Genomic DNA, 18,677 nt, shown 5'->3' with positions numbered 1-18,677 from the left:
TTCTCATAGATTGTTGTTTTTACTTATACATTCAGCCCATTGATTTCCGTTAAAAAGCAACAACCTTTACGAAAAAAGCCTAAGTAAAAAGACAGATGGAGCCCTTGATATCCAAAGGCTCCTCTCTCTTGTTCGTATATTAAAGCATTTCAGATGTTGTTTTTGCTTGCATATGAAGCAATAAATAATCTGGTCCACCTGCTTTAGAGTCTGTACCTGACATGTTGAACCCACCAAACGGCTGATATCCAACAATTGCTCCTGTACAACCACGATTAAAGTAGAGATTACCTACGTGGAAATCCTCGCGAGCTTGCTCGATTTTAGAACGATTGTTTGTAATAACCGCACCTGTTAAACCATAGTCCGTATTATTAGCAATTTCCAAGGCATGATTGAAATCTTTTGCTTTTGCAAAAGCGACCACTGGCCCAAAGATTTCTTCTTTCATTAAACGAGCCTCAGGGTCTACATCAGCAAAGATTGTCGGTTGGATAAAGTAGCCTTTGGAATCGTCTCCTTCACCACCAGCCATTAATTTTCCTTCTTTTTGACCAATTTCAACATAACTCATAATTTTATCAAAAGCACCTTGGTCATTGACTGGTCCCATATAATTGTTATAGTCAGTTGGATCTCCAACAGTTAGTTCTTTCGTTAACTCTACTGCACGCTCCAATACTTGATCATAAACATCTTCAACGATAATAGCCCGTGAGCAAGCAGAACATTTTTGACCAGAGAAACCAAAAGCAGAGGTTACGATTGATTGCGCAGCCAACTCAAGATCTCCCTCATTGTCTACTACAATTGTGTCTTTACCTCCCATTTCAGCTATAACACGTTTAAGCCACTTTTGACCTGGGTTTACTTTCGCAGCACGTTCGTAAATGCGTACACCAACATCACGTGAACCTGTGAAGGAAATAAAACGTGTTTTTGGGTGGTCTACTAAGTAATCACCAACTTCTGCACCGCTACCCGGTACATAATTGATAACGCCTTTTGGAAGTCCAGCTTCTTCTAACACCTCAATAAACTTAGCGGCAACAACAGCTGTTGTTGATGCAGGCTTTAATAAAACTGTGTTTCCAGATACGATTGCTGCAACAGCTGTACCAGCCATAATTGCAAATGCAAAGTTCCAAGGGGAAATAACCACACCTACACCAAGTGGAATATAGTTAAATTGATTGTATTCACCTGGGCGGCTTTCTACAGGGAAACCTTCTTTAATTCGAAGCATTTGACGCCCGTAATATTCCATAAAATCAATTGCTTCTGCTGTATCAGCATCGGCTTCTTTCCAAGGCTTACCAGCTTCTTTCGTCAGCAATGCAGAGAATTCAAACTTGCGGCGGCGAACAATCGCTGCAGCTCGGAACAAGATGTCTGCACGTGTTTCCGGCTTTACTTTTCTCCACGTATTAAATGTTTCGTACGCTTCATTCATCGCTTTCTCAGCCAACTCTTTATTTGCTTTAGACACACGTCCAACAATCTCTTCCTTTTTTGATGGGTTAACAGAAACTATTTTTTCTTCTGTTGTCACACGTTCTCCGCCAATCACTAACGGATAATCTTGACCTAAATAGCTTTCTACTACTTTTAACCCTTCTTTGAATGCTTTCTGGTTTTCTTCCTTCGAAAAATCTGTAAATGGTTCGTGTTTGTAAGGAATCATCGGGCATTTCCCCCTTTAAACAAAGATTTTTATGGATCCTCAAAACGTTGAGGCTGGTTAACAGTGAAATGCAAAAAATATTTGCATTTAGAAAACCCTTACACTTATAATAATGCAAAAGATGATTGCGTTTTTCAAGAGTTTTTTTAAAATTTTTTATTTTCATAAGGAGAGAGTTATATGATAGATTCTGAAAAACGTTTATTTATGTTCGAGAAAGTCGCTGAACACTTAGATTCTGGTATTCACGTTATTGATTCACAAGGAAAAACAATTATTTACAATCAAAAAATGATGGAAATTGAAAACATGGAAATTGATGATGTCTTAGATAAAAATTTACTTGATGTTTTTCAATTTAATACAGAAGAAGATAGTACGCTTCTTCAAGTGATAAAAACGAAAGTGCCAACACTAAATGTAAAACAGACTTACTTTAATAACAGAGGCAATGAAATTACGACACTAAACAATACATTTCCAATCTTTCATGGAGACCAACTTCTTGGAGCAATAGAAATAGCGAAAGACATTACAAAGTTAGAAAAAGTAATTCGTGATAATTTACATAAACGGAATAATAACCTTTATACATTCGACAGCATTCTTGGGAGTAATTCTTTACTGATGGAAGCTGTCGAAACTGCGAAAAGGGCAACTAGAACAGTCTCACCCGTGTTAATTAGTGGTGAGATAGGCACGGGAAAAGAGTTATTTGCACAAAGCATTCATAATGGTAGTAGCCGTTCTTCCCAACCTTTTATTTCTCAAAATTGCGCAGCACTACCTGATGAGCTAATCGAGAGTATGTTGTTTGGAACAAAAAAGAGTACTTTTACAGAATCAGTAGAACACCCTAGTCTTTTTGACCAAGCAGAAGGAGGCACATTGTTATTAGATGAAATAAGTTCGTTGAATATGTCTCTTCAAGCAAAGCTTTTGCAAGTTCTTCAGGAACAATCAGTCCAAAAAAGCAGTAATACCACTGACAAAGATAGCGGTGTCCGCATCATAGCAACCATAAATGAAGATCCAATTGATGCTATTGCAAATGGACGTCTTCGTAAAGATTTATACTATCGTCTGAGTGTTGTCTCTATTTTTCTCCCCCCTTTGCGCGAAAGAAAACAGGATATTGAAGAATTGACCCGCTTTTTTATTGATCAATTCAATCATCTTTTTGCTATGAATATTAAAGGTATAACATCAGAGGTAAAAGAAATGTTTGATAACTACGATTGGCCAGGAAATGTACGGGAGCTCGAACATGTATTAGAAGCTTCCTTTAATCTTATGGAGTTTGAAGAGCTAATTGATTTCAATCACCTTCCAATTCAATTCCGTCAAAAGAGTGATGGAGGAGATACACAGGGAACGGACTCTGACCGGGAAGGTACAGATTTCTTATTCCAAGGTGGGGCTGATATTAAACCGCTAGAAATATTTATGGAAGAAGCAGAAACTTACTATATTCAAAAAGCACTAAGACATCATGATTTTAATATAACGAAAACCGCAAAAGCACTCAGTATGAGTAGACAAAATTTGCAATACCGGATTCGGAAGTATGGAATTGAACGGAATAAATTTTAATAAAAATCGGGGTGTTTAATTAATTAGGGCGAGTTGACAAATTTATCGGTGAGTTTTTATTTTATACGTGTAATCACAATTTCCTTCATAAAATCGAAAGGTTCTAGTAATTAGCTGCTAGTACTGAAAAAAAAGAGTTGAGTAGGAATTCCCACTCAACTCTTTTTAGTACTATTATTTCTTGATTAAATCTTCACGTTCAGACTGTTGGATCCACTCTTCTAATTTATCTTTTAATGTATTGAAACCAGAAGGAGTCTCTTCTGCCGCAGGCTTCACACTGCCTTGACGACGAGGTTTTTTAGCAGCAGCTGGCTTTTCTTCACGTGCTGGTGCTTCTTGTGTAGCACGAATAGAAAGGCTAATTTTACCTGCATTTTCATCAACAGATAATACTTTTACTTGTACTTCATCACCAACAGAAAGATGTTCACTAACATCTTTCACAAATCCGTGTGTAATTTCAGAGATATGAACTAATCCTTGTGTTTCTTCATCAAGTGCAACGAATGCTCCGTATGGTTGAATGCCTGTTACTTTACCTGTAACAACGCTTCCTGTTTCGTATTTTGTAGTCATGGAAACAACTCCTAGTATATATATTTTTTCTCTTTTTCACGCAATTAAATATTATACCTTAAAACATGCATTTTTTCAAAAAAGAATTTAACCTTAAATCTCATCTTCCCCTATTTTTATGCAGTTTTTGGTAAATTTAATGCTATTCTATATACTAGTATGTTTCCCCTGAGCAAAAGTATTAAAACGTTATTAGATTGGCATGTATAAACTTTCCAGACACTATCTTACTATTTAGTCGGCTTGACTAAGCTTCTCTTTCCATTCATTCTGCAAAACTACTGGTGTCGGTTGTATCCATCTTGGAGGCTTTTGAAAATTATTAGCATTCAGTTCTGCGTACACTTCTTTAATTGATTTTGTTGTTTCAAACTCAGGATACGTAGTAATTAAATACTCGTAAGCTTCTTTTACATCGTTTTTTAAAATCTTGGATTCATCAAAAATCGATTGACTTACAGTTCCGATAACAAAAAATTGATATAACCGGTCATATTCTATTTTCACTTCGCTACGGAATTTTGAGGAATCCTTGAATGTTTGTAGCATTGTGTCATATTCCATTAACCTTCTAGCCGCATCTTTCCATGAAGTGGCTATTTCTCCAGCATGAATGACTGGTGAGAGTTTAGCATTTATAAACAGGCTATATTCTTCTGGTAACTTACCTTCTATCATCATATGAAAAAACTCAAAATCAAAAGAAGTAATGATTTTATCTTCCTTTTCACTATAACTTAATCTAATTGCGTTCGAAGTTAAACCTTCAACAAGTCTCCGCATTTCCCGAGAATAAACTTCATCCCCAGAACCGAACTCATAAATATTTAATTTCCCATCCTTCACATGCTTTTCCCATTGACCTTTATACTTAAGTAATTCTTCTTCAGCTAACGGCAAGATACTTCTCTGTTTTTCAACAAATGTTTCAGTCCATATGCTTACCTCTTCCTCCTTCATATTTTTTTCAAAGTTAAGCATCATCATATCTGGAGTTCGGAGTGATTCAGCCAATCTGTCCTTTGCATTTGTTAATATTTCTAACCTTTTTTCAAGTGATCCGTCACGTTTAGGTAAACTTTTTATATAAATTAATTCCCTTTTAGCCTCTTGTGCCATCACAGTTTTATTAAAAGTCTTTTCTGTGAACCCTAGCCTTCCTGCCGCTTGGGTTGTTCGTAACTCATAAAAACTTTCCGCTTCCTTTATTCCATTAAATAACGCTTGTTCTCTGCTTTGTTGTTCCGTTTCTTTCGTTTCTCCTGATTGATTGTCACCACCGATTGTAAACTGAAGGGTTAAAACAGAAGCGATTAACAGCACTCCAATAAAACTTGCAACATATGGCCAGTGAAAAATAGGACGTTTCTTTTTCTTGGGGTTATTCTCTTCTTTTATCGCTTGAATAATTGAGAAAGAATCGGTTTGCTCTGGAAGTTTTTTATATGTTTTATTTAGAAGTTCCAATCTTTTGTCCAGCATTTTATCATCCATTTAATTCCCCCTCCTTTTTCTCCACTTCTGTTAATGTTTTCTTTAATATACCTTTGCCTCTTAGTAAACGAGTTTTTACAGTAGATAGATTTAAAGAGAGAATTTCGGCTATTTCCTCATACTTCTTATCATGAAAGTAAAAAAGAATAATCGGCAGTTGGTATTTATCATCGAGCATTTGGATGCATTCATGAAGCACCCTATCTTCCTCTTCTCTAAATATTTTTTCATGAGGAAGGGAAGAATTTTCATAAAGTTCCTTTTGGATTTTTTCTATCTTTTTCTTTTGCTTTGTTTCTTTACGTGCAAAATCTCTCGAAACATTTAAAGTAATTTTATAAAGCCAGGTTGTAAATTTCGCATGAGAAAATTGATTTAAAAATCGATATACCCTTATAAAGACTTCTTGAGAAATATCTTGTATATCATGCATGGGGATTCCCATTTGGTACGCAAACCTTTCAACAACTGGAGAGTATTGCTCGATTAGATCTCTGTATGCGCCTAAATCCCCCTTTTTTGCCTCATCTATTAAGTGGTATTCTTCCATGACGGTCCCCCTTGTCTAGTTCCAGAAGCTAAGGGTACTGGAACTTTTCATATTTCTGTAGTTAGTCTCTCATTGATTAGTTCTACTTTCATCTATGAAACGAAGGTTTTATTCTAATTGCTTCATGGCCGTGAATAAATTCCAATTTTAAATATATGGTGAAAATTTTAAAATCACCTGTACACTATGTTGAAATCATAGTAACATTGTAAAATCGTTTAAAAAATTGAATCATCTATTACCAGAATTTTTCCAATCCCCTTTTGCTTCTCCGGCTTTTTAACGCATAAGGTTGGGGGAATGTTTGGTAATGTTTTGGTATACAGTTGAAAGGAGTTCAAGAATGGCAAAAAAGGAACAATGGACATCTAAGATTGGCTTTATCCTCGCAGCAGCTGGATCAGCTATCGGAATTGGCGCTATATGGAAGTTCCCATATATGGCTGGAACAAATGGAGGAGGAGTGTTCTTCTTTCTTTTTATAGTGTTTACAATTCTGATTGGAGCTCCGATTCTACTTGCGGAGTTCGTGATAGGACGAAGAGGTCAAGCGGATGCAGTGACGAGTTATAAAAAACTTGCTCCCCGATCAGCTTGGCATTGGATTGGTTACTTAGGAACACTAGTAGCATTTATTATTCTTTCTTTTTATAGTGTTGTAGGAGGCTGGATTCTTTCTTATTTATTTCGAAGCCTAACTGGAGCTTTAACAGGGAAAACACAGGCGGGTTACAGTGCCTTATTTGAGGACATTATCTCTAATCCCCTCGAGGTAATTGGAGCTCAATTCCTCTTCATGGTATTAACAATAATGGTTGTACAAGGTGGAGTTCAAAAAGGAATTGAACGGGCAAGTCGTTTTATGATGCCTGCATTATTTATTATATTCATTGTATTGGTCATCCGCTCTTTATCGTTGGAAGGTGCGATGGAAGGCGTTCGCTTTTTGCTAATGCCTGACTGGGATTATTTAAATGGTAAGACAGCACTTGTAGCGTTAGGACAAGCCTTTTTCGCTTTGAGTGTCGGGATTTCTATTATGGTTACATACGCCTCCTATTTGTCAAAAACAGATAGCATGCCTTATTCCGCATTAAGCGTGTCAGGTTTAAACATTTTTATTTCACTACTCGCTGGACTGGTTATTTTCCCAGCAGTCTTTGCACTTGGGTTTCAACCTGATGCCGGACCAGGACTTGTATTTGTCGTTTTACCTGCCGTATTTAATGAAATGGCATTTGGAGGATTCTTTCTTTCCATTTTTTTAATCTTACTTTTATTTGCAACGCTGACTTCTGCGTTTTCCATTTTGGAAATTTGCGTGGCCGTTCTTGCTAAGAACAATTCCCAAAAACGGCTTTCCTTTTCATGGCTTGCAGGTATGCTCGCCTTTCTCGTTGGGATCCCTAGCGCCCTTTCGTTCGGTGTATTAGACCATATACGTATTCTAGATAAATCTATCTTTGATTTTGCAGATTTTATTACAAGTAACTTTGGAATGCCGATCGGAGCACTTTTAATCAGTTTATTTGTATCCTACCGATTAAAAAAACAAGATGTTTGGAGCGAGATTCAATCCGGCTCAACAATGTCAGTAGGTCTTTTCAATACCTGGATCTTTATTTTAAGATTTATAGTGCCAATCGCAATACTGCTCGTCTTCATCTCATAAGTAAAGGTCCGTCCCTCACTACGCTAACGTATTAACGTGGTCTGGGACGGACCTTTAAATAAAATATATATTTTCATGTATAAAAAGCTAAAAAGGGGCGATACTATAACTAAGCTTTCTAAGTATTCCCCCTTTTGTTTTCATTTTTGGACGATTTTTATCGTCCTATTTTTTTGCCTTCTTTTATTAAAGGTCCGTCCCTCACCGATTTAACGTGATGAAGGACGGACCTTTAATTGTTGTGTGTAAACCTTTTGATTCGTTTGATTGCCTCTTGCAGCTGTTCCATAGAAGAAGCATAAGAGCAACGGATATGCCCTTCCCCTCCCTTTCCGAAAACATTTCCAGGAACAACGGCCACCTTTTCTTCTAATAATAGTTTTTCTGCAAATTCTTCTGAAGTTAATCCTGTGCTTTTTATCGATGGGAAGGCATAAAAAGCTCCACCTGGTGTTTTGCACTCAAGCCCCGCTTCGTTTAATGAATCAACAAAATAGTAACGACGATGACGGTAGCTTCTTTTCATTTCTTGTAAATCGTCCATGCCATTTTCCAATGCTTCTAACGCTGCATATTGGGCAGGTGTCGAAGCACACATCATCGTATATTGATGGATTTTCAACATCGCATTTGTAATGTCTGCAGGTGCACATAAAAATCCGAGCCTCCATCCCGTCATAGCGAAGCCTTTCGAAAAACCGTTGATTACAATGGTTCTCTCCTTCATTCCTTCAAGAGATGCAATGGACACATGTTGCTCATCATAGGAAAGCTCCGAATAAATCTCATCTGACAACACTACTAAATCATGCTCACGAACTACTTTTGCAAGAGCTTGTAAGTCAGCTTTTCCTAAAACCGTTCCAGTTGGGTTATTAGGAGAACAAAGCAGAATTGCTTTAGTCTTAGGAGTAATGGCTGCTTCCAGCTCTTCTGGTAACAATTTAAAACCGTTTTCAGGCTTTGTTTCTACCGTTACCGCAACACCGCCAGCTAATTGTACAAGAGGAACGTAGGAAACAAAACTTGGTTCTACGACAATCACTTCATCTCCTGGGTCGACAATTGCTCGTAACGCGATATCCAGAGCTTGACTTGCTCCGACTGTAACAATAATTTCTTCTTTTGGATTGTATTGTACATCATAACGATTACTCATATAAGAGGAAATACTTTCTCTTAACTCGATTAATCCTGCATTAGCCGTATACGATGTATATCCTTGTTCCAAAGAAAGAATTGCTGCTTCTCGTACAGTCCAAGAAGTAACGAAATCTGGTTCCCCTACCCCTAGGGAAATAACTCCTTCCATGTTAGCCGCTAAATCAAAAAACTTTCTAATTCCAGATGGTTTTAAATTATGAACAGAACGAGATATAAAACTATTTTTCTGCATCTTCATGGGGAAACCACAATCCTTCTATCCTCTTGATCATCGCCAAAAATTGTACCATCATGCTTATATTTTTTTAATTGAAAGTGGGTCGTCGTTGATAAAACCGAATCCAATGTTGACAACTTTTCTGAAACAAACCTCGCCACTTCATTCATTGACTTCCCTTCGACTGTGACCGATAAATCATAAGCACCCGACATAAGGTAAACAGATTTGACTTCTTTATAGCGATAAATACGGTGAGCTACTTCGTCAAAGCCAACCCCCCTTTTAGGTGTCACTTTCACATCAATCATTGCGGTAACACCTTCATGACCGTCCACTTTCGACCAATCAATGATAGAACTATACCGCACAAGAATATTTTTCTTTTCTAGTTTTTCAAGCATTTCCTCAATCTCATCTGAACTTACTTGAAGCATTCTACTTAAACTCCCCACAGGTAATCGAGCATCCTTTTGTAAAATCTTCAACAATTCCAGTTCTATGTCTCTGAGCTGCATATTACTCCCCCTATCATCCATTTCAGCTGCTTAAAAACAGGCAATTCACAAAAATTCCTATTATCTATAGCAATGCGAGTCACTATATTCAGATAATTCATTCTTAAATGCTATCATTATTTCAAATGATAGAAAAGGGTAGCTTCTAATTTCTTCAGGCTGTTTTTGTAGAGTTTGTTGCCTTTAAACTACACACTAAGTTTAACTAACTGAGTTGATTGGGGCGGAGGTTACTTGACTCCTACGGGAAGAAAGGAAAGCAAGTCTCCATAGCGGAAATCAACAGACGGAATTTATAAACAAAAACAACAATCTATGAGAAAAGAGCCTTCCTTAAAAACCATTCGGAAGGCCTTTAATAATCACTTTGCTTTCTAGCTATTCATGTAGGATACTTCCATCAACAAATACATGTGTTATTTTCTTATCACCGGGTAGAATACAATTAAGGAATACATTGGAGTGATTTAGATGGCCAATCAAACTTACGGAAAAATGCATACTATTAATGGTGTCGATATTTATTATGAATACCACCGCCATTCGGAATCAACGGAAACTTTCGTTCTTCTGCATGGTTTTCTTTCCTCCACCTTTAGTTTTAGGCGGTTAACACCTTTACTAAAAGAAGATTATAATGTTCTTTCTATTGATCTCCCTCCATTTGGAAACAGTGCTAAATCAACTAGATTTATCTATTCCTACGATAATTTAGCAAAAACAGTAATTGATCTTCTTGATCGACTAAACATCCAAAACATCTATTTAACTGGACACTCAATGGGCGGACAAATTGCTCTTAACGTAATGAAGAAAAAACCATCCCTTGCTAAAAAGGGAATTTTACTTTGCAGCTCCGGCTACTTAAAAAGAATGAATAAGCCGATTTCGCTTTTAAGCTATATTCCATTCTTTCATTGGTATGTAAAACTATATCTTAAACGATCTGGACTTCGTAAAAACTTGGAGAATGTCGTTCATGACGCTGCTATGATTGATGATGAAATGATGTTTGGGTATCTACAGCCCTTCCTCGATGATGATATATTCAAAGCGCTAACGAGAATGATACGTGATCGGGAAGGTGACTTATCAATGCAGGAATTGAACAATATTCAAACCCCTTGCCTCCTTATATGGGGAAAACATGATAGAGTTGTACCGTTATCAATCGGAAAAAGATTAGCTAAAGACTTGCCACATTCTAAATTAGTAGTACTAGAAGACACGGGGCACCTTGTTCCTGAGGAAAAACCTGAAGAGATTCTAGAATATATCCATTCCTTTATAAAAAACCAAATGGAAGACTCATTGAAAAAACGAAATGAAACTACCTATAACAAAGAAATCTCCCAAACAATTTTGTCGTAATTGATTGGGAGATTCTTTTGAAAACTGCTTATAACCGATTCCTTATTTTTATGTGCAAATCGTTATATAGAGCAAGATCCGCTTCCCTTAATTTCAAGTAATTTATAAGAAATAGTTAAACAGCTTTCCATCGAAATCCATTCTTCAAATGAAAATTCATATATTCGCTGAATCTCTTTTGCTAGTGTATTCGGATGCTCTATTTTATGAACAGCTGCAATAACATCAGCTATTTCTGTATCATATCCATCGGGACCTGCCGAAAGAGGGTCCCATAACTGCAATGTTTCAAATAGTTTTTCATTTGTTTCTCTACCAGTCATAATGAGTTACCACCTCGTCCAAATACTTATTACCCCATTTATTTTTCCGTTAATGTGGGATAAAAAGAGCTTACGTCTTGTAGGATAAACTAAAATAACTTGCTTGTCATATATCAAATATTTTCCCATTTTCTAAATATCACTTATGATGGAAATAGTAAAATTTTTGAAAGGGTGAGAAAGCAATGGAACGTTTTGAAACACGTGTTAATCGAAAAGGAACATCTTCAGTAAAGTGGGATTTAACGAAAACAATCTTTGGTGAAGAGGAAGTTCTTCCTATGTGGGTTGCTGATATGGACTTCCTACCTCCTCAAGAAGTTATCGACTCGCTAAAAAGCCGATTAGAACATGGAATCTTCGGCTACACATTTGCAAGTGATACTACAGCAGAAGCAGTAAAGGGTTGGATGAAAAAACGACATGACTGGGAAATACATACAAAATGGCTAACATACAGCCCCGGTGTAGTGCCTGCAATAGCAACAGCTATTCAAGCGCTCACAGACCCAGGCGATAAGGTTCTTGTACAATCTCCCGTCTACACGCCATTCTTCAGCATGGTAGAAGAAAACGACAGAGTTATCGAGAACTGTCAGCTTGTTTATGAAAACGGACACTACTCAATTGATTTCGCTGCTTTTGAACAATCACTGGCGAGTGGTGTCAAGCTTTTCTTACTTTGTAACCCCCATAACCCTGGCGGCAGAGTTTGGACAAAAGAAGAGCTTACGAAAATCGGTGAGCTTTGCCATAAGCATGATGTTTTTATCTTATCAGATGAGATTCATTCTGACTTGGTTTACCAACCACATGTTCATATTCCGCTTGCAACCATAGATGAAAAATATGCACAAAGGACCATTACATGTGTGGCACCAAGCAAAACATTCAACCTAGCAGGACTTCAAGCTTCTGCTATGATAATTCCTAATGTAAAAATTAGAGAAAAAATAGCAAAAATCCATAAACAACAAGGTTTCTTTTCATTAAGCACTTTCGGAATCAAAGGCATGGAAGCAGCCTATAACCATGGAGAAGAATGGCTTGAAAACCTACTTTCCTATCTGAAAGAAAACATAAACATAGTAAATGAATTTATTACAGAACAACTACCCTCAGTAAAAGTTGTGGATCCTCATGGAACATATCTCATTTGGATTGACTGCAAGGAACTTGGGCTAAATGATGAAGAATTAAAAAAAGCTCTTCTACAAAAAGGAAAGCTTGCACTTGAACCTGGAACAAAATATGGTGCTGGTGGAGAAGGATTTGTGCGCATGAATATTGCCTGTCCTCGAGACACATTGCTTGAAGGACTTGAACGCTTAAAAACAGCACTTAGCTAAGTATTTATACATCAAAAGACTGGCATGGACTTTAAAAGTCCATGCCAGTCTTTTTTACAACCTTCTGTCTTAGAGTAGTTATTAAAAAAACCTTTTCCTAATTTCAAAAGTTGCCGACTATAACTTAGGCTGTTTGCATGAAGATTGTTGCTCTTTAACGGAAAACCAAGTTGTACCTACTGAGTCGATTTCCGCTACGGGCAAAATTCACAAACGAAAACAACACTCTATGAGAACTGAGCCATAAGTTAAAACACTATTCTCTTTTCTTTTTAGCAGTAATCTCCCCACATGCAATTCTCTTTCCTGCTTCTCCGACAGGCTGCGACATACCATCATCTTTTTCCTCATGTATAACAATGGAAGTTCCTTCTTTTGTAAATAAAGATGTTTTTCCCCTTTCCATGGAGACGAGTGGTGCCATGAGCTTTACCTTTGCAGCACCGTCTTCTTTTACAATGAGATTAGGAAGGTCTCCAGCGTGCGCTCCTTCCGGATGAAGCAAGCCATGTTTTTTATCTTCTGGATTAAAATGATTACCTGCAGAAGAAAAATCGGGTGGCTCACATTTTCCTTTTTCATGGATATGAATAGCATGTTCTCCTGCAGGTAGTCCTTCTAAGTTAATATCTAACTCTACTCCGCTTGCCTGCTGTTGCAATGTAATACTTCCTAAAGAGTCACCGATATCATTTTTCATATCAACCTCTGTCTTTTTCGGATTTTCAATTGCACAGCCTTGAATCAGAAATACTACCAATGACATATATATAAGAGTTTTCCTTTTCATTTTCTTCCTCCAAAAATCCATATTAGTACCCATTTTGGACGAGGAAAAGAGAAAATATTCATAATATCGAAAAGTAGCAGCGGCTCAAACAAGCATAAAGTGAGCATACCAGAAAGATGCTTTTTTCCTTTTTGGGATGCTTATCTTATGACCTTGAGGGGCTAGCCACTGGAACTAGGCAACAAAAAAGGAAGCGGATTGGGCAGAGGCAATAAAAAAAGAACAATTGCTTGTCCTTTTAGAAGTTATCTATTATTAGAAGTTTCCTCTTCTCTTGTTTTTTGGTCTATCAACTCTTTTGTTTTTAATTCTTCTTTACGAGCAATCTTTTTGATGAAGAAGAAAAATAATACTGCCGCGCCAAAAAAGATGACCATCGTAATTACTGCTGGTATATATTCAGATTTATCTTCCGGAAAATACAAAAATAAATTTAATACAAAAGAAGTAAGCATCGTAAGCTCCTTTCAGAAAGCTAATTCAATTCTATTATAACAATTTCCATTGCTAGACACCATTTGAAGTCTCAAAGGAGTTTAACGATTTTATGAACAAGAAGAAAAGCAGAAGCGGATTGAATAGATCGCGAAGAAATAGGGCTTTACCTCGGGAAGACGCCCTTTGCCTTTTTGGGGGGATGCTTGCCCTATGACCTCGAGGGGCAAGTCGCTGAAACTGGACAACAAAAATTGGAGGCGGATTGGGCAGGGGCCACTGAACAAAGAAAAGAAGTGTCTAGGCAAAATCCCCAGAACACTTCTTTCCACCTACTCAATCACATTTATTTTTTCAATAATGACATCTTCAACAGGTATATCACCATCACCTGTTTCAACCGATGCTATTTTATCCACAACATCCATTCCTTCGATAACTTGTCCAAATACCGTGTGTTTCCCATCAAGCCATGGTGTACCGCCTCTTTCCATATAGGCTTTAATAATATCATCAGGAAAATCAGAGTTTTTCATTTGTTCTTCTAGTTCAGGGTCTACAGAACTGTTTTGTACAATAAAAAATTGACTTCCATTCGTATCGGGTCCGGAGTTTGCCATAGATAATGCACCGCGAAGATTATACAATTCATCGGAGAATTCGTCTTCGAATGGTTCTCCCCATATACTTTCTCCACCCATTCCAGTACCCTCGGGATCTCCACCTTGAATCATAAAATCATTAATGACTCGGTGAAATTTCAACCCGTTGTAATAACCTTCTTTACTGTGAGTTAAAAAGTTTTCCACCGCTTTTGGGGCTTGTTCAGGAAAAAGTTTGATTTTAATGGTCCCCATATTTGTCTTCATCTCTACCGCTTTTTCCTTTTCCCCTATTTCATTCGTAAGCTGTGGAAAACTACTTGTAGCTTCTTTCTTCTCTTCTTTTTTTTCTCCTTGTCCACATGCCGCAAGAGCGATCACTGTTAAACCTAATAAAATAATAAGTAAACGTTTCATTTTCTACCTCCACATGTTAACTTTACTACATTGACTGGTTTGTCTAGTTGCAGCGACAAGCCATTTTCACTTTTCTATTTTTTCTAGTTCTTTTCCATTATAATAAACTTATACGTTTTATAGGAGGGGTTTTTATGCCAAATTTTCAGCCAGGAGATTTAGTCACAGCTATTTATAAAACAGGAAAATATATCGGAGAAATCACGAATGAGCGACCTGGTGTGTATGTTGTGAAGATATTAGCTGTTTTAAAGCACCCTCGACAAGGTGATCTACATAACCCTAACCAGGCAGATGTGCAGCTGTTTCAAGAACGTAAAGCACTTGCCTTTAGAGAACAAGCTAATATTCCAGAAAAAATGGTGAAACCTTTTGACGGAGAAATTCCAATCTACAATGATTCTCTTATCAAAGCTTTTCAACATTTAAAACAAGATCTCCAAAAAGATGATTCCGATTTTGCTCAAAAAAGCTTAAAAAATCTAGAATCGTTAAAAAAGGAATATGAGTTGATGTATGGGTTAGAGATGGAAGGTTAAACGTTTAAACAAATTTATACGTTATCTTTGTAAAATGCAGACGGGGTCTCTCCCCTTCTCTAGTTAAGAAGTAAATGATTTACTTTCCCTTCTTATCGAAATGCTTTGTTGGCTGGAGACTGACACCGCGGAGTAATTAGCAGTGTGGGTAGGCCTTTTTTAAGAATTAGCGTGGAGGATAGCCCCCTTTGCCTCTTGAATAAATGTGTAGCTCACCCTAACCTTAGCCCGCCTCCGCTTTTCTTTGTCCAGCTCCTGCGGCTAGCTCGCTGTGAAAAAGATGATTTCCCTCAAAAGGCAAAATGCGCCTTCTTGAGGGAAACCCCTATTTTCTTCGCGAGCTGATCGAGCCGCCTTCGCTTTTCTATTATGCTAGTTGGTTATAAATCTTGGATAAGTCGATTCTGTCACCAATGGTTGGTGGTTTTGCTTTTTCTAGGTATTTTTTGTCTTTTTCAACAAGTTTGTAGATATGAAGGGTTGTGAGTGCATCATCTAATGCCTTATGGTGCTTTCCTACACCTTCTCTACCATACTCTTGAACAGCTTTCCACAAACCTGTTTGGTTCCTGTCTCCAAAAAAACGTTTGTATTCCATTGATAAATCAATAAATTTCGCTTCAAAAGGAAATTCTATTTTTGTTTTCGCGCAGTTATCCCTTAACACTTTCATATCCATGTTTCCCCATGTTACAACCTTGTCTATCCCTTTTGCATTTAAAAGAGAAAAATAGTTTACTAAACTTTGAAAGGTTATACCATTGTCAACATTTTCTTGGGTGATGGATAAAAATTTCTTGCAGCGATGTGTTAGTTTTGGAAAAGCTGTTGGTTTTACATAAGTTGAGTATTGCTCTACAATTTCACCGTCCATTGTAACAACAACTCCAGCTTCAATAATTTCAGGGAAAAAGCCGCGGGGGTATTTATAGCGTTCTGGCATTGAAAACTCAAAATCAATAAAAACAAGCTGCTTTTCTTTCACGTCCTTTTCACTCCTTCTTCATTCTCTTTTTTCCCCGCTATTCTAAATATTTTTAGTAAACCTTGTTGGATCCATAACGTTCTTTCCATATTCTATATTATACCATTACTGATAAAAAAATTATGACAATTAAAATTTTTCGCCACTTTTATAATAGAATTTTTCACTAACGATACCTAAATTCTAGAAAGTAACATTTTTATTCGGAAGGTTGTTTTCGTAAAGTTTGTTTTTTGTGGGAAATGGAACATTGCTTTTAGGAAATGTTGTCATCCTCTTATGTAACAGCTTTGTACCTAGGTTTACTAAAATTTCCTTTGTTTTCTATATAACTGGTTCTTTATTCTTGGGTGCTTTTGGATTATCATTGTAAAGTATGAGAAATTCAGAAAACTATCGTTATTTAAAGGAACATTACTAGAAAAGTAGAGTGAAAAATTATGAGATCCTTTGCAGGGTACTTTGTTGTTACAACATTCGTGGGAATATTCTTCACGGTAGTGCTGCTGGCGAGTGAAGAAATAAATAAAGCTCATAGTTTCCATAAGGTACTAGAAGAAACGGTGAGTGCAGATCAGCTACAAATTAATAAAACAAGCCTATTATTAGATGCTAATGGAAAGGTATTTTCCGAAGTCAATCGCCCCTTCCGCTTATATGTTCATGACGAAGAAATACCTTCATACCTAAAAGATGTGCTTATAGCCTCTGAAGATCAGCACTTCTATGAACATGTTGGTTTTGATGCAGGTGCAATTTTACGTGCTTTAGTTAAAAATCTTGTTTTCACCCATTTACAACAAGGTGGAAGTACAATTACTCAACAGCTTGCTCGTAACTTATACCTTGGTCAAGAAAAGACATATAACAGGAAACTTACCGAGCTATTTTACGCTCACGAAATTGAAAAGTCATTAACGAAAGATGAGATACTGGAGCTTTACCTTAATGTCATTTATTTTAGTAATGGTGTTTATGGTATAGAAACGGCTTCTCAATATTATTTTCAAAAAAGTATCGGGGATTTGAATAAAGCAGAATTAACTTTCCTTGCTTCTATCCCAAATAACCCGGGAAAATACGATCCAATAGATCACTTTGATCAAACAAAAATACGTCAAGAACGACTAATTGATATTCTCGTAAACAATGATAAGCTTTCAAAAGAAGAAGGGAACAAGTTAAAAAAGGTTTCAATTAAGTTGAACGTCAGAAAGAAAATTGATGCTTACCCTGACTATGCTTTTTATGTAGAAGAGGAACTAAAAGACTTGATTGCAGTAAGCGAAGGCTATGCTGTCCAATTAAAGAAAGCGAAATCGAAACAAGAAACAGAGAAAATTGTACAAAAGTTAAATAAACGAGTCGAAGAAGTAATTCGTTCCGGAGTAACTATCCATACAGCTCTTAATCGAGACCTTCAACAAAAGAGCGTTAATGCCTTGAACTCTGAGCTCACCTATGATGGATTAGAAGGAGCGAGTGTAACAATCGATAATAAAACAAGAAATATTGTCAGCATTACTGGCGGAAAAAACTACAAAAAATATAATTTTCACCATAGTTTCCAAGCATTTAGACAACCTGGGTCCGTTATTAAACCGCTACTCGTTTATGGGCCATACTTAAAAAAATACAAATCCTCTATTTATGCAAAGGTAAACGCTAATACGTATTGTATTGAAAGCTATTGCCCTGTCAATTATGGTGGTGCACAGCCCGGTATGGTGACATTGAATCAAGCTTTAGCACATTCGTATAATACACCGGCAGTAAGGTTGTTAGAGAAGACTGGAATAGATACTGCATTCAAGAGTCTTTCCGCTTTTTCCTTTCAAAAGGTAACGAAAAAAGACCATACGTATGCAGCAGCAGTGGGAGGATTTACTTATGGAATGTCTCCTCTCGAACTGACAGATGCCTACACTTCTTTTGTAGATGGCACTTATACAAAAAGTCATGCGATACGTAAAATAACAGACTCAAAAGGAAACATTTTGTATAAATGGGATAAAAAACCTATAACGGTATGGTCTAAAGATACAACATCTAAAATACGTACCATGCTATCTACAGCAGCTCAATCAGGTACAGGTAGATGGGCTAATGTAGCAAAACCATACGTAGGAATTAAAACCGGTACGACTAATAACTATAATGACTATTGGGTGATGGGACTAACAAACCAATACACCACAGGAGTTTGGGTTGGACACGACACTCCCAAAAACATGAGCAACATCGAAAGACTTCGCCCAAGCCACAATATATGGAAACAAATTATGCGATAAGAAAAGTGGAAGCGGCTTGTTCAGCTCCAAAAAGCATAAGCCAAGAATCCTGGAAAGGCGCTTTTTGCCTTTTTGGGATTCTTGGCTTATGACCTCGAGGAGCT

17 protein-coding genes are annotated in these 18,677 nt (G+C 37.0%); 6 read left to right on the top strand and 11 right to left on the bottom strand.

Going from position 1 to position 18,677, the window contains the following annotated elements; all coding sequences use genetic code 11:
- Nucleotides 1–139: 139 nt before the first annotated feature.
- Nucleotides 140–1,684, bottom strand: a complete 1,545-nt coding sequence (gene pruA / locus ACFSUL_RS07890) for an L-glutamate gamma-semialdehyde dehydrogenase (RefSeq protein ID WP_377934287.1) — start codon at nucleotides 1,682–1,684, stop codon at nucleotides 140–142.
- Between the two features lie 180 nt (nucleotides 1,685–1,864).
- On the opposite strand from pruA, the gene ACFSUL_RS07885 reads away from it, so the two are divergent.
- Nucleotides 1,865–3,277, top strand: coding sequence for a sigma-54 interaction domain-containing protein (locus tag ACFSUL_RS07885; RefSeq protein ID WP_377934285.1), 1,413 nt, complete (start codon nucleotides 1,865–1,867; stop codon nucleotides 3,275–3,277).
- Between the two features lie 174 nt (nucleotides 3,278–3,451).
- On the opposite strand, the gene yugI is transcribed toward ACFSUL_RS07885, so the two are convergent.
- The 3 genes from yugI to ACFSUL_RS07870 all read right to left on the bottom strand — a co-directional run bounded on the left by yugI (nucleotide 3,452) and on the right by ACFSUL_RS07870 (nucleotide 5,900).
- On the bottom strand, nucleotides 3,452–3,856 hold the full coding sequence (gene yugI, locus ACFSUL_RS07880; RefSeq protein ID WP_377934283.1) for a S1 domain-containing post-transcriptional regulator GSP13: 405 nt from the start codon (nucleotides 3,854–3,856) through the stop codon (nucleotides 3,452–3,454).
- 234 nt (nucleotides 3,857–4,090) lie between these two features.
- The gene (locus tag ACFSUL_RS07875; RefSeq protein ID WP_377934281.1) at nucleotides 4,091–5,350 is read right to left on the bottom strand and encodes a hypothetical protein; all 1,260 of its coding nucleotides are present in this window, start codon (nucleotides 5,348–5,350) and stop codon (nucleotides 4,091–4,093) included.
- The gene (locus ACFSUL_RS07870; protein WP_377934279.1) at nucleotides 5,343–5,900 is read right to left on the bottom strand and encodes an RNA polymerase sigma factor; all 558 of its coding nucleotides are present in this window, start codon (nucleotides 5,898–5,900) and stop codon (nucleotides 5,343–5,345) included. The genes ACFSUL_RS07875 and ACFSUL_RS07870 overlap by 8 nt, the downstream gene beginning before the upstream one ends.
- A gap of 343 nt (nucleotides 5,901–6,243) precedes the next feature.
- Between ACFSUL_RS07870 and ACFSUL_RS07865 the strand changes: the two genes are divergently transcribed.
- The gene (locus ACFSUL_RS07865; RefSeq protein WP_377934277.1) at nucleotides 6,244–7,572 is read left to right on the top strand and encodes a sodium-dependent transporter; all 1,329 of its coding nucleotides are present in this window, start codon (nucleotides 6,244–6,246) and stop codon (nucleotides 7,570–7,572) included.
- Between the two features lie 232 nt (nucleotides 7,573–7,804).
- Here the strand turns inward: ACFSUL_RS07865 and ACFSUL_RS07860 are convergent, their stop codons facing one another.
- Together ACFSUL_RS07860 and ACFSUL_RS07855 are read right to left on the bottom strand one after the other, a co-directional pair.
- A complete protein-coding gene (locus ACFSUL_RS07860; protein ID WP_377934276.1) occupies nucleotides 7,805–8,974 on the bottom strand; it encodes an aminotransferase in 1,170 nt (389 codons plus the stop codon).
- Complete coding sequence (locus ACFSUL_RS07855; protein ID WP_071410925.1) at nucleotides 8,971–9,471, bottom strand: Lrp/AsnC family transcriptional regulator; 501 nt, start codon at nucleotides 9,469–9,471, stop codon at nucleotides 8,971–8,973. Before ACFSUL_RS07855 ends, ACFSUL_RS07860 begins: the two co-directional genes overlap by 4 nt.
- A 471-nt stretch (nucleotides 9,472–9,942) precedes the next feature.
- On the opposite strand from ACFSUL_RS07855, the gene ACFSUL_RS07850 reads away from it, so the two are divergent.
- Nucleotides 9,943–10,842, top strand: coding sequence for an alpha/beta fold hydrolase (locus tag ACFSUL_RS07850; RefSeq protein ID WP_377934274.1), 900 nt, complete (start codon nucleotides 9,943–9,945; stop codon nucleotides 10,840–10,842).
- Nucleotides 10,843–10,904: 62 nt separating this feature from the next.
- Here ACFSUL_RS07850 and ACFSUL_RS07845 read toward each other — a convergent pair whose 3' ends face one another.
- A complete protein-coding gene (locus tag ACFSUL_RS07845) occupies nucleotides 10,905–11,165 on the bottom strand; it encodes a DUF1871 family protein (protein ID WP_377934272.1) in 261 nt (86 codons plus the stop codon).
- 185 nt (nucleotides 11,166–11,350) lie between these two features.
- Here ACFSUL_RS07845 and ACFSUL_RS07840 point away from each other — a divergent pair, with 185 nt between their 5' ends.
- On the top strand, nucleotides 11,351–12,514 hold the full coding sequence (locus ACFSUL_RS07840; protein WP_377934270.1) for a MalY/PatB family protein: 1,164 nt from the start codon (nucleotides 11,351–11,353) through the stop codon (nucleotides 12,512–12,514).
- 256 nt (nucleotides 12,515–12,770) lie between these two features.
- On the opposite strand, the gene ACFSUL_RS07835 is transcribed toward ACFSUL_RS07840, so the two are convergent.
- The 3 genes from ACFSUL_RS07835 to ACFSUL_RS07825 all read right to left on the bottom strand — a co-directional run bounded on the left by ACFSUL_RS07835 (nucleotide 12,771) and on the right by ACFSUL_RS07825 (nucleotide 14,758).
- Nucleotides 12,771–13,304 (bottom strand): superoxide dismutase family protein, encoded by a 534-nt coding sequence (locus tag ACFSUL_RS07835; RefSeq protein WP_377934268.1) that lies wholly within the window; start codon nucleotides 13,302–13,304, stop codon nucleotides 12,771–12,773.
- Nucleotides 13,305–13,549: 245 nt separating this feature from the next.
- On the bottom strand, nucleotides 13,550–13,759 hold the full coding sequence (locus ACFSUL_RS07830) for a hypothetical protein (protein WP_377934266.1): 210 nt from the start codon (nucleotides 13,757–13,759) through the stop codon (nucleotides 13,550–13,552).
- A gap of 312 nt (nucleotides 13,760–14,071) precedes the next feature.
- Nucleotides 14,072–14,758 (bottom strand): peptidylprolyl isomerase, encoded by a 687-nt coding sequence (locus tag ACFSUL_RS07825; protein ID WP_377934264.1) that lies wholly within the window; start codon nucleotides 14,756–14,758, stop codon nucleotides 14,072–14,074.
- 134 nt (nucleotides 14,759–14,892) lie between these two features.
- Here ACFSUL_RS07825 and ACFSUL_RS07820 point away from each other — a divergent pair, with 134 nt between their 5' ends.
- On the top strand, nucleotides 14,893–15,297 hold the full coding sequence (locus tag ACFSUL_RS07820; RefSeq protein ID WP_377934262.1) for a kinase-associated lipoprotein B: 405 nt from the start codon (nucleotides 14,893–14,895) through the stop codon (nucleotides 15,295–15,297).
- 367 nt (nucleotides 15,298–15,664) lie between these two features.
- Here the strand turns inward: ACFSUL_RS07820 and kapD are convergent, their stop codons facing one another.
- Entirely contained in the window at nucleotides 15,665–16,282 is a 618-nt protein-coding gene (gene kapD / locus ACFSUL_RS07815; protein ID WP_377934260.1) for a 3'-5' exonuclease KapD, read from the bottom strand.
- A 440-nt stretch (nucleotides 16,283–16,722) separates the two neighbouring features.
- Between kapD and ACFSUL_RS07810 the strand changes: the two genes are divergently transcribed.
- Nucleotides 16,723–18,573, top strand: coding sequence for a transglycosylase domain-containing protein (locus ACFSUL_RS07810; protein WP_377934258.1), 1,851 nt, complete (start codon nucleotides 16,723–16,725; stop codon nucleotides 18,571–18,573).
- The last annotated feature ends 104 nt before the right edge of the window (nucleotides 18,574–18,677 follow it).

It is taken from the genome of Bacillus seohaeanensis (assembly GCF_042684945.1).
GTDB lineage: Bacteria > Bacillota > Bacilli > Bacillales > Bacillaceae_B > Rossellomorea > Rossellomorea seohaeanensis.
This window is presented reverse-complemented; position numbering and strand designations above follow the sequence as displayed.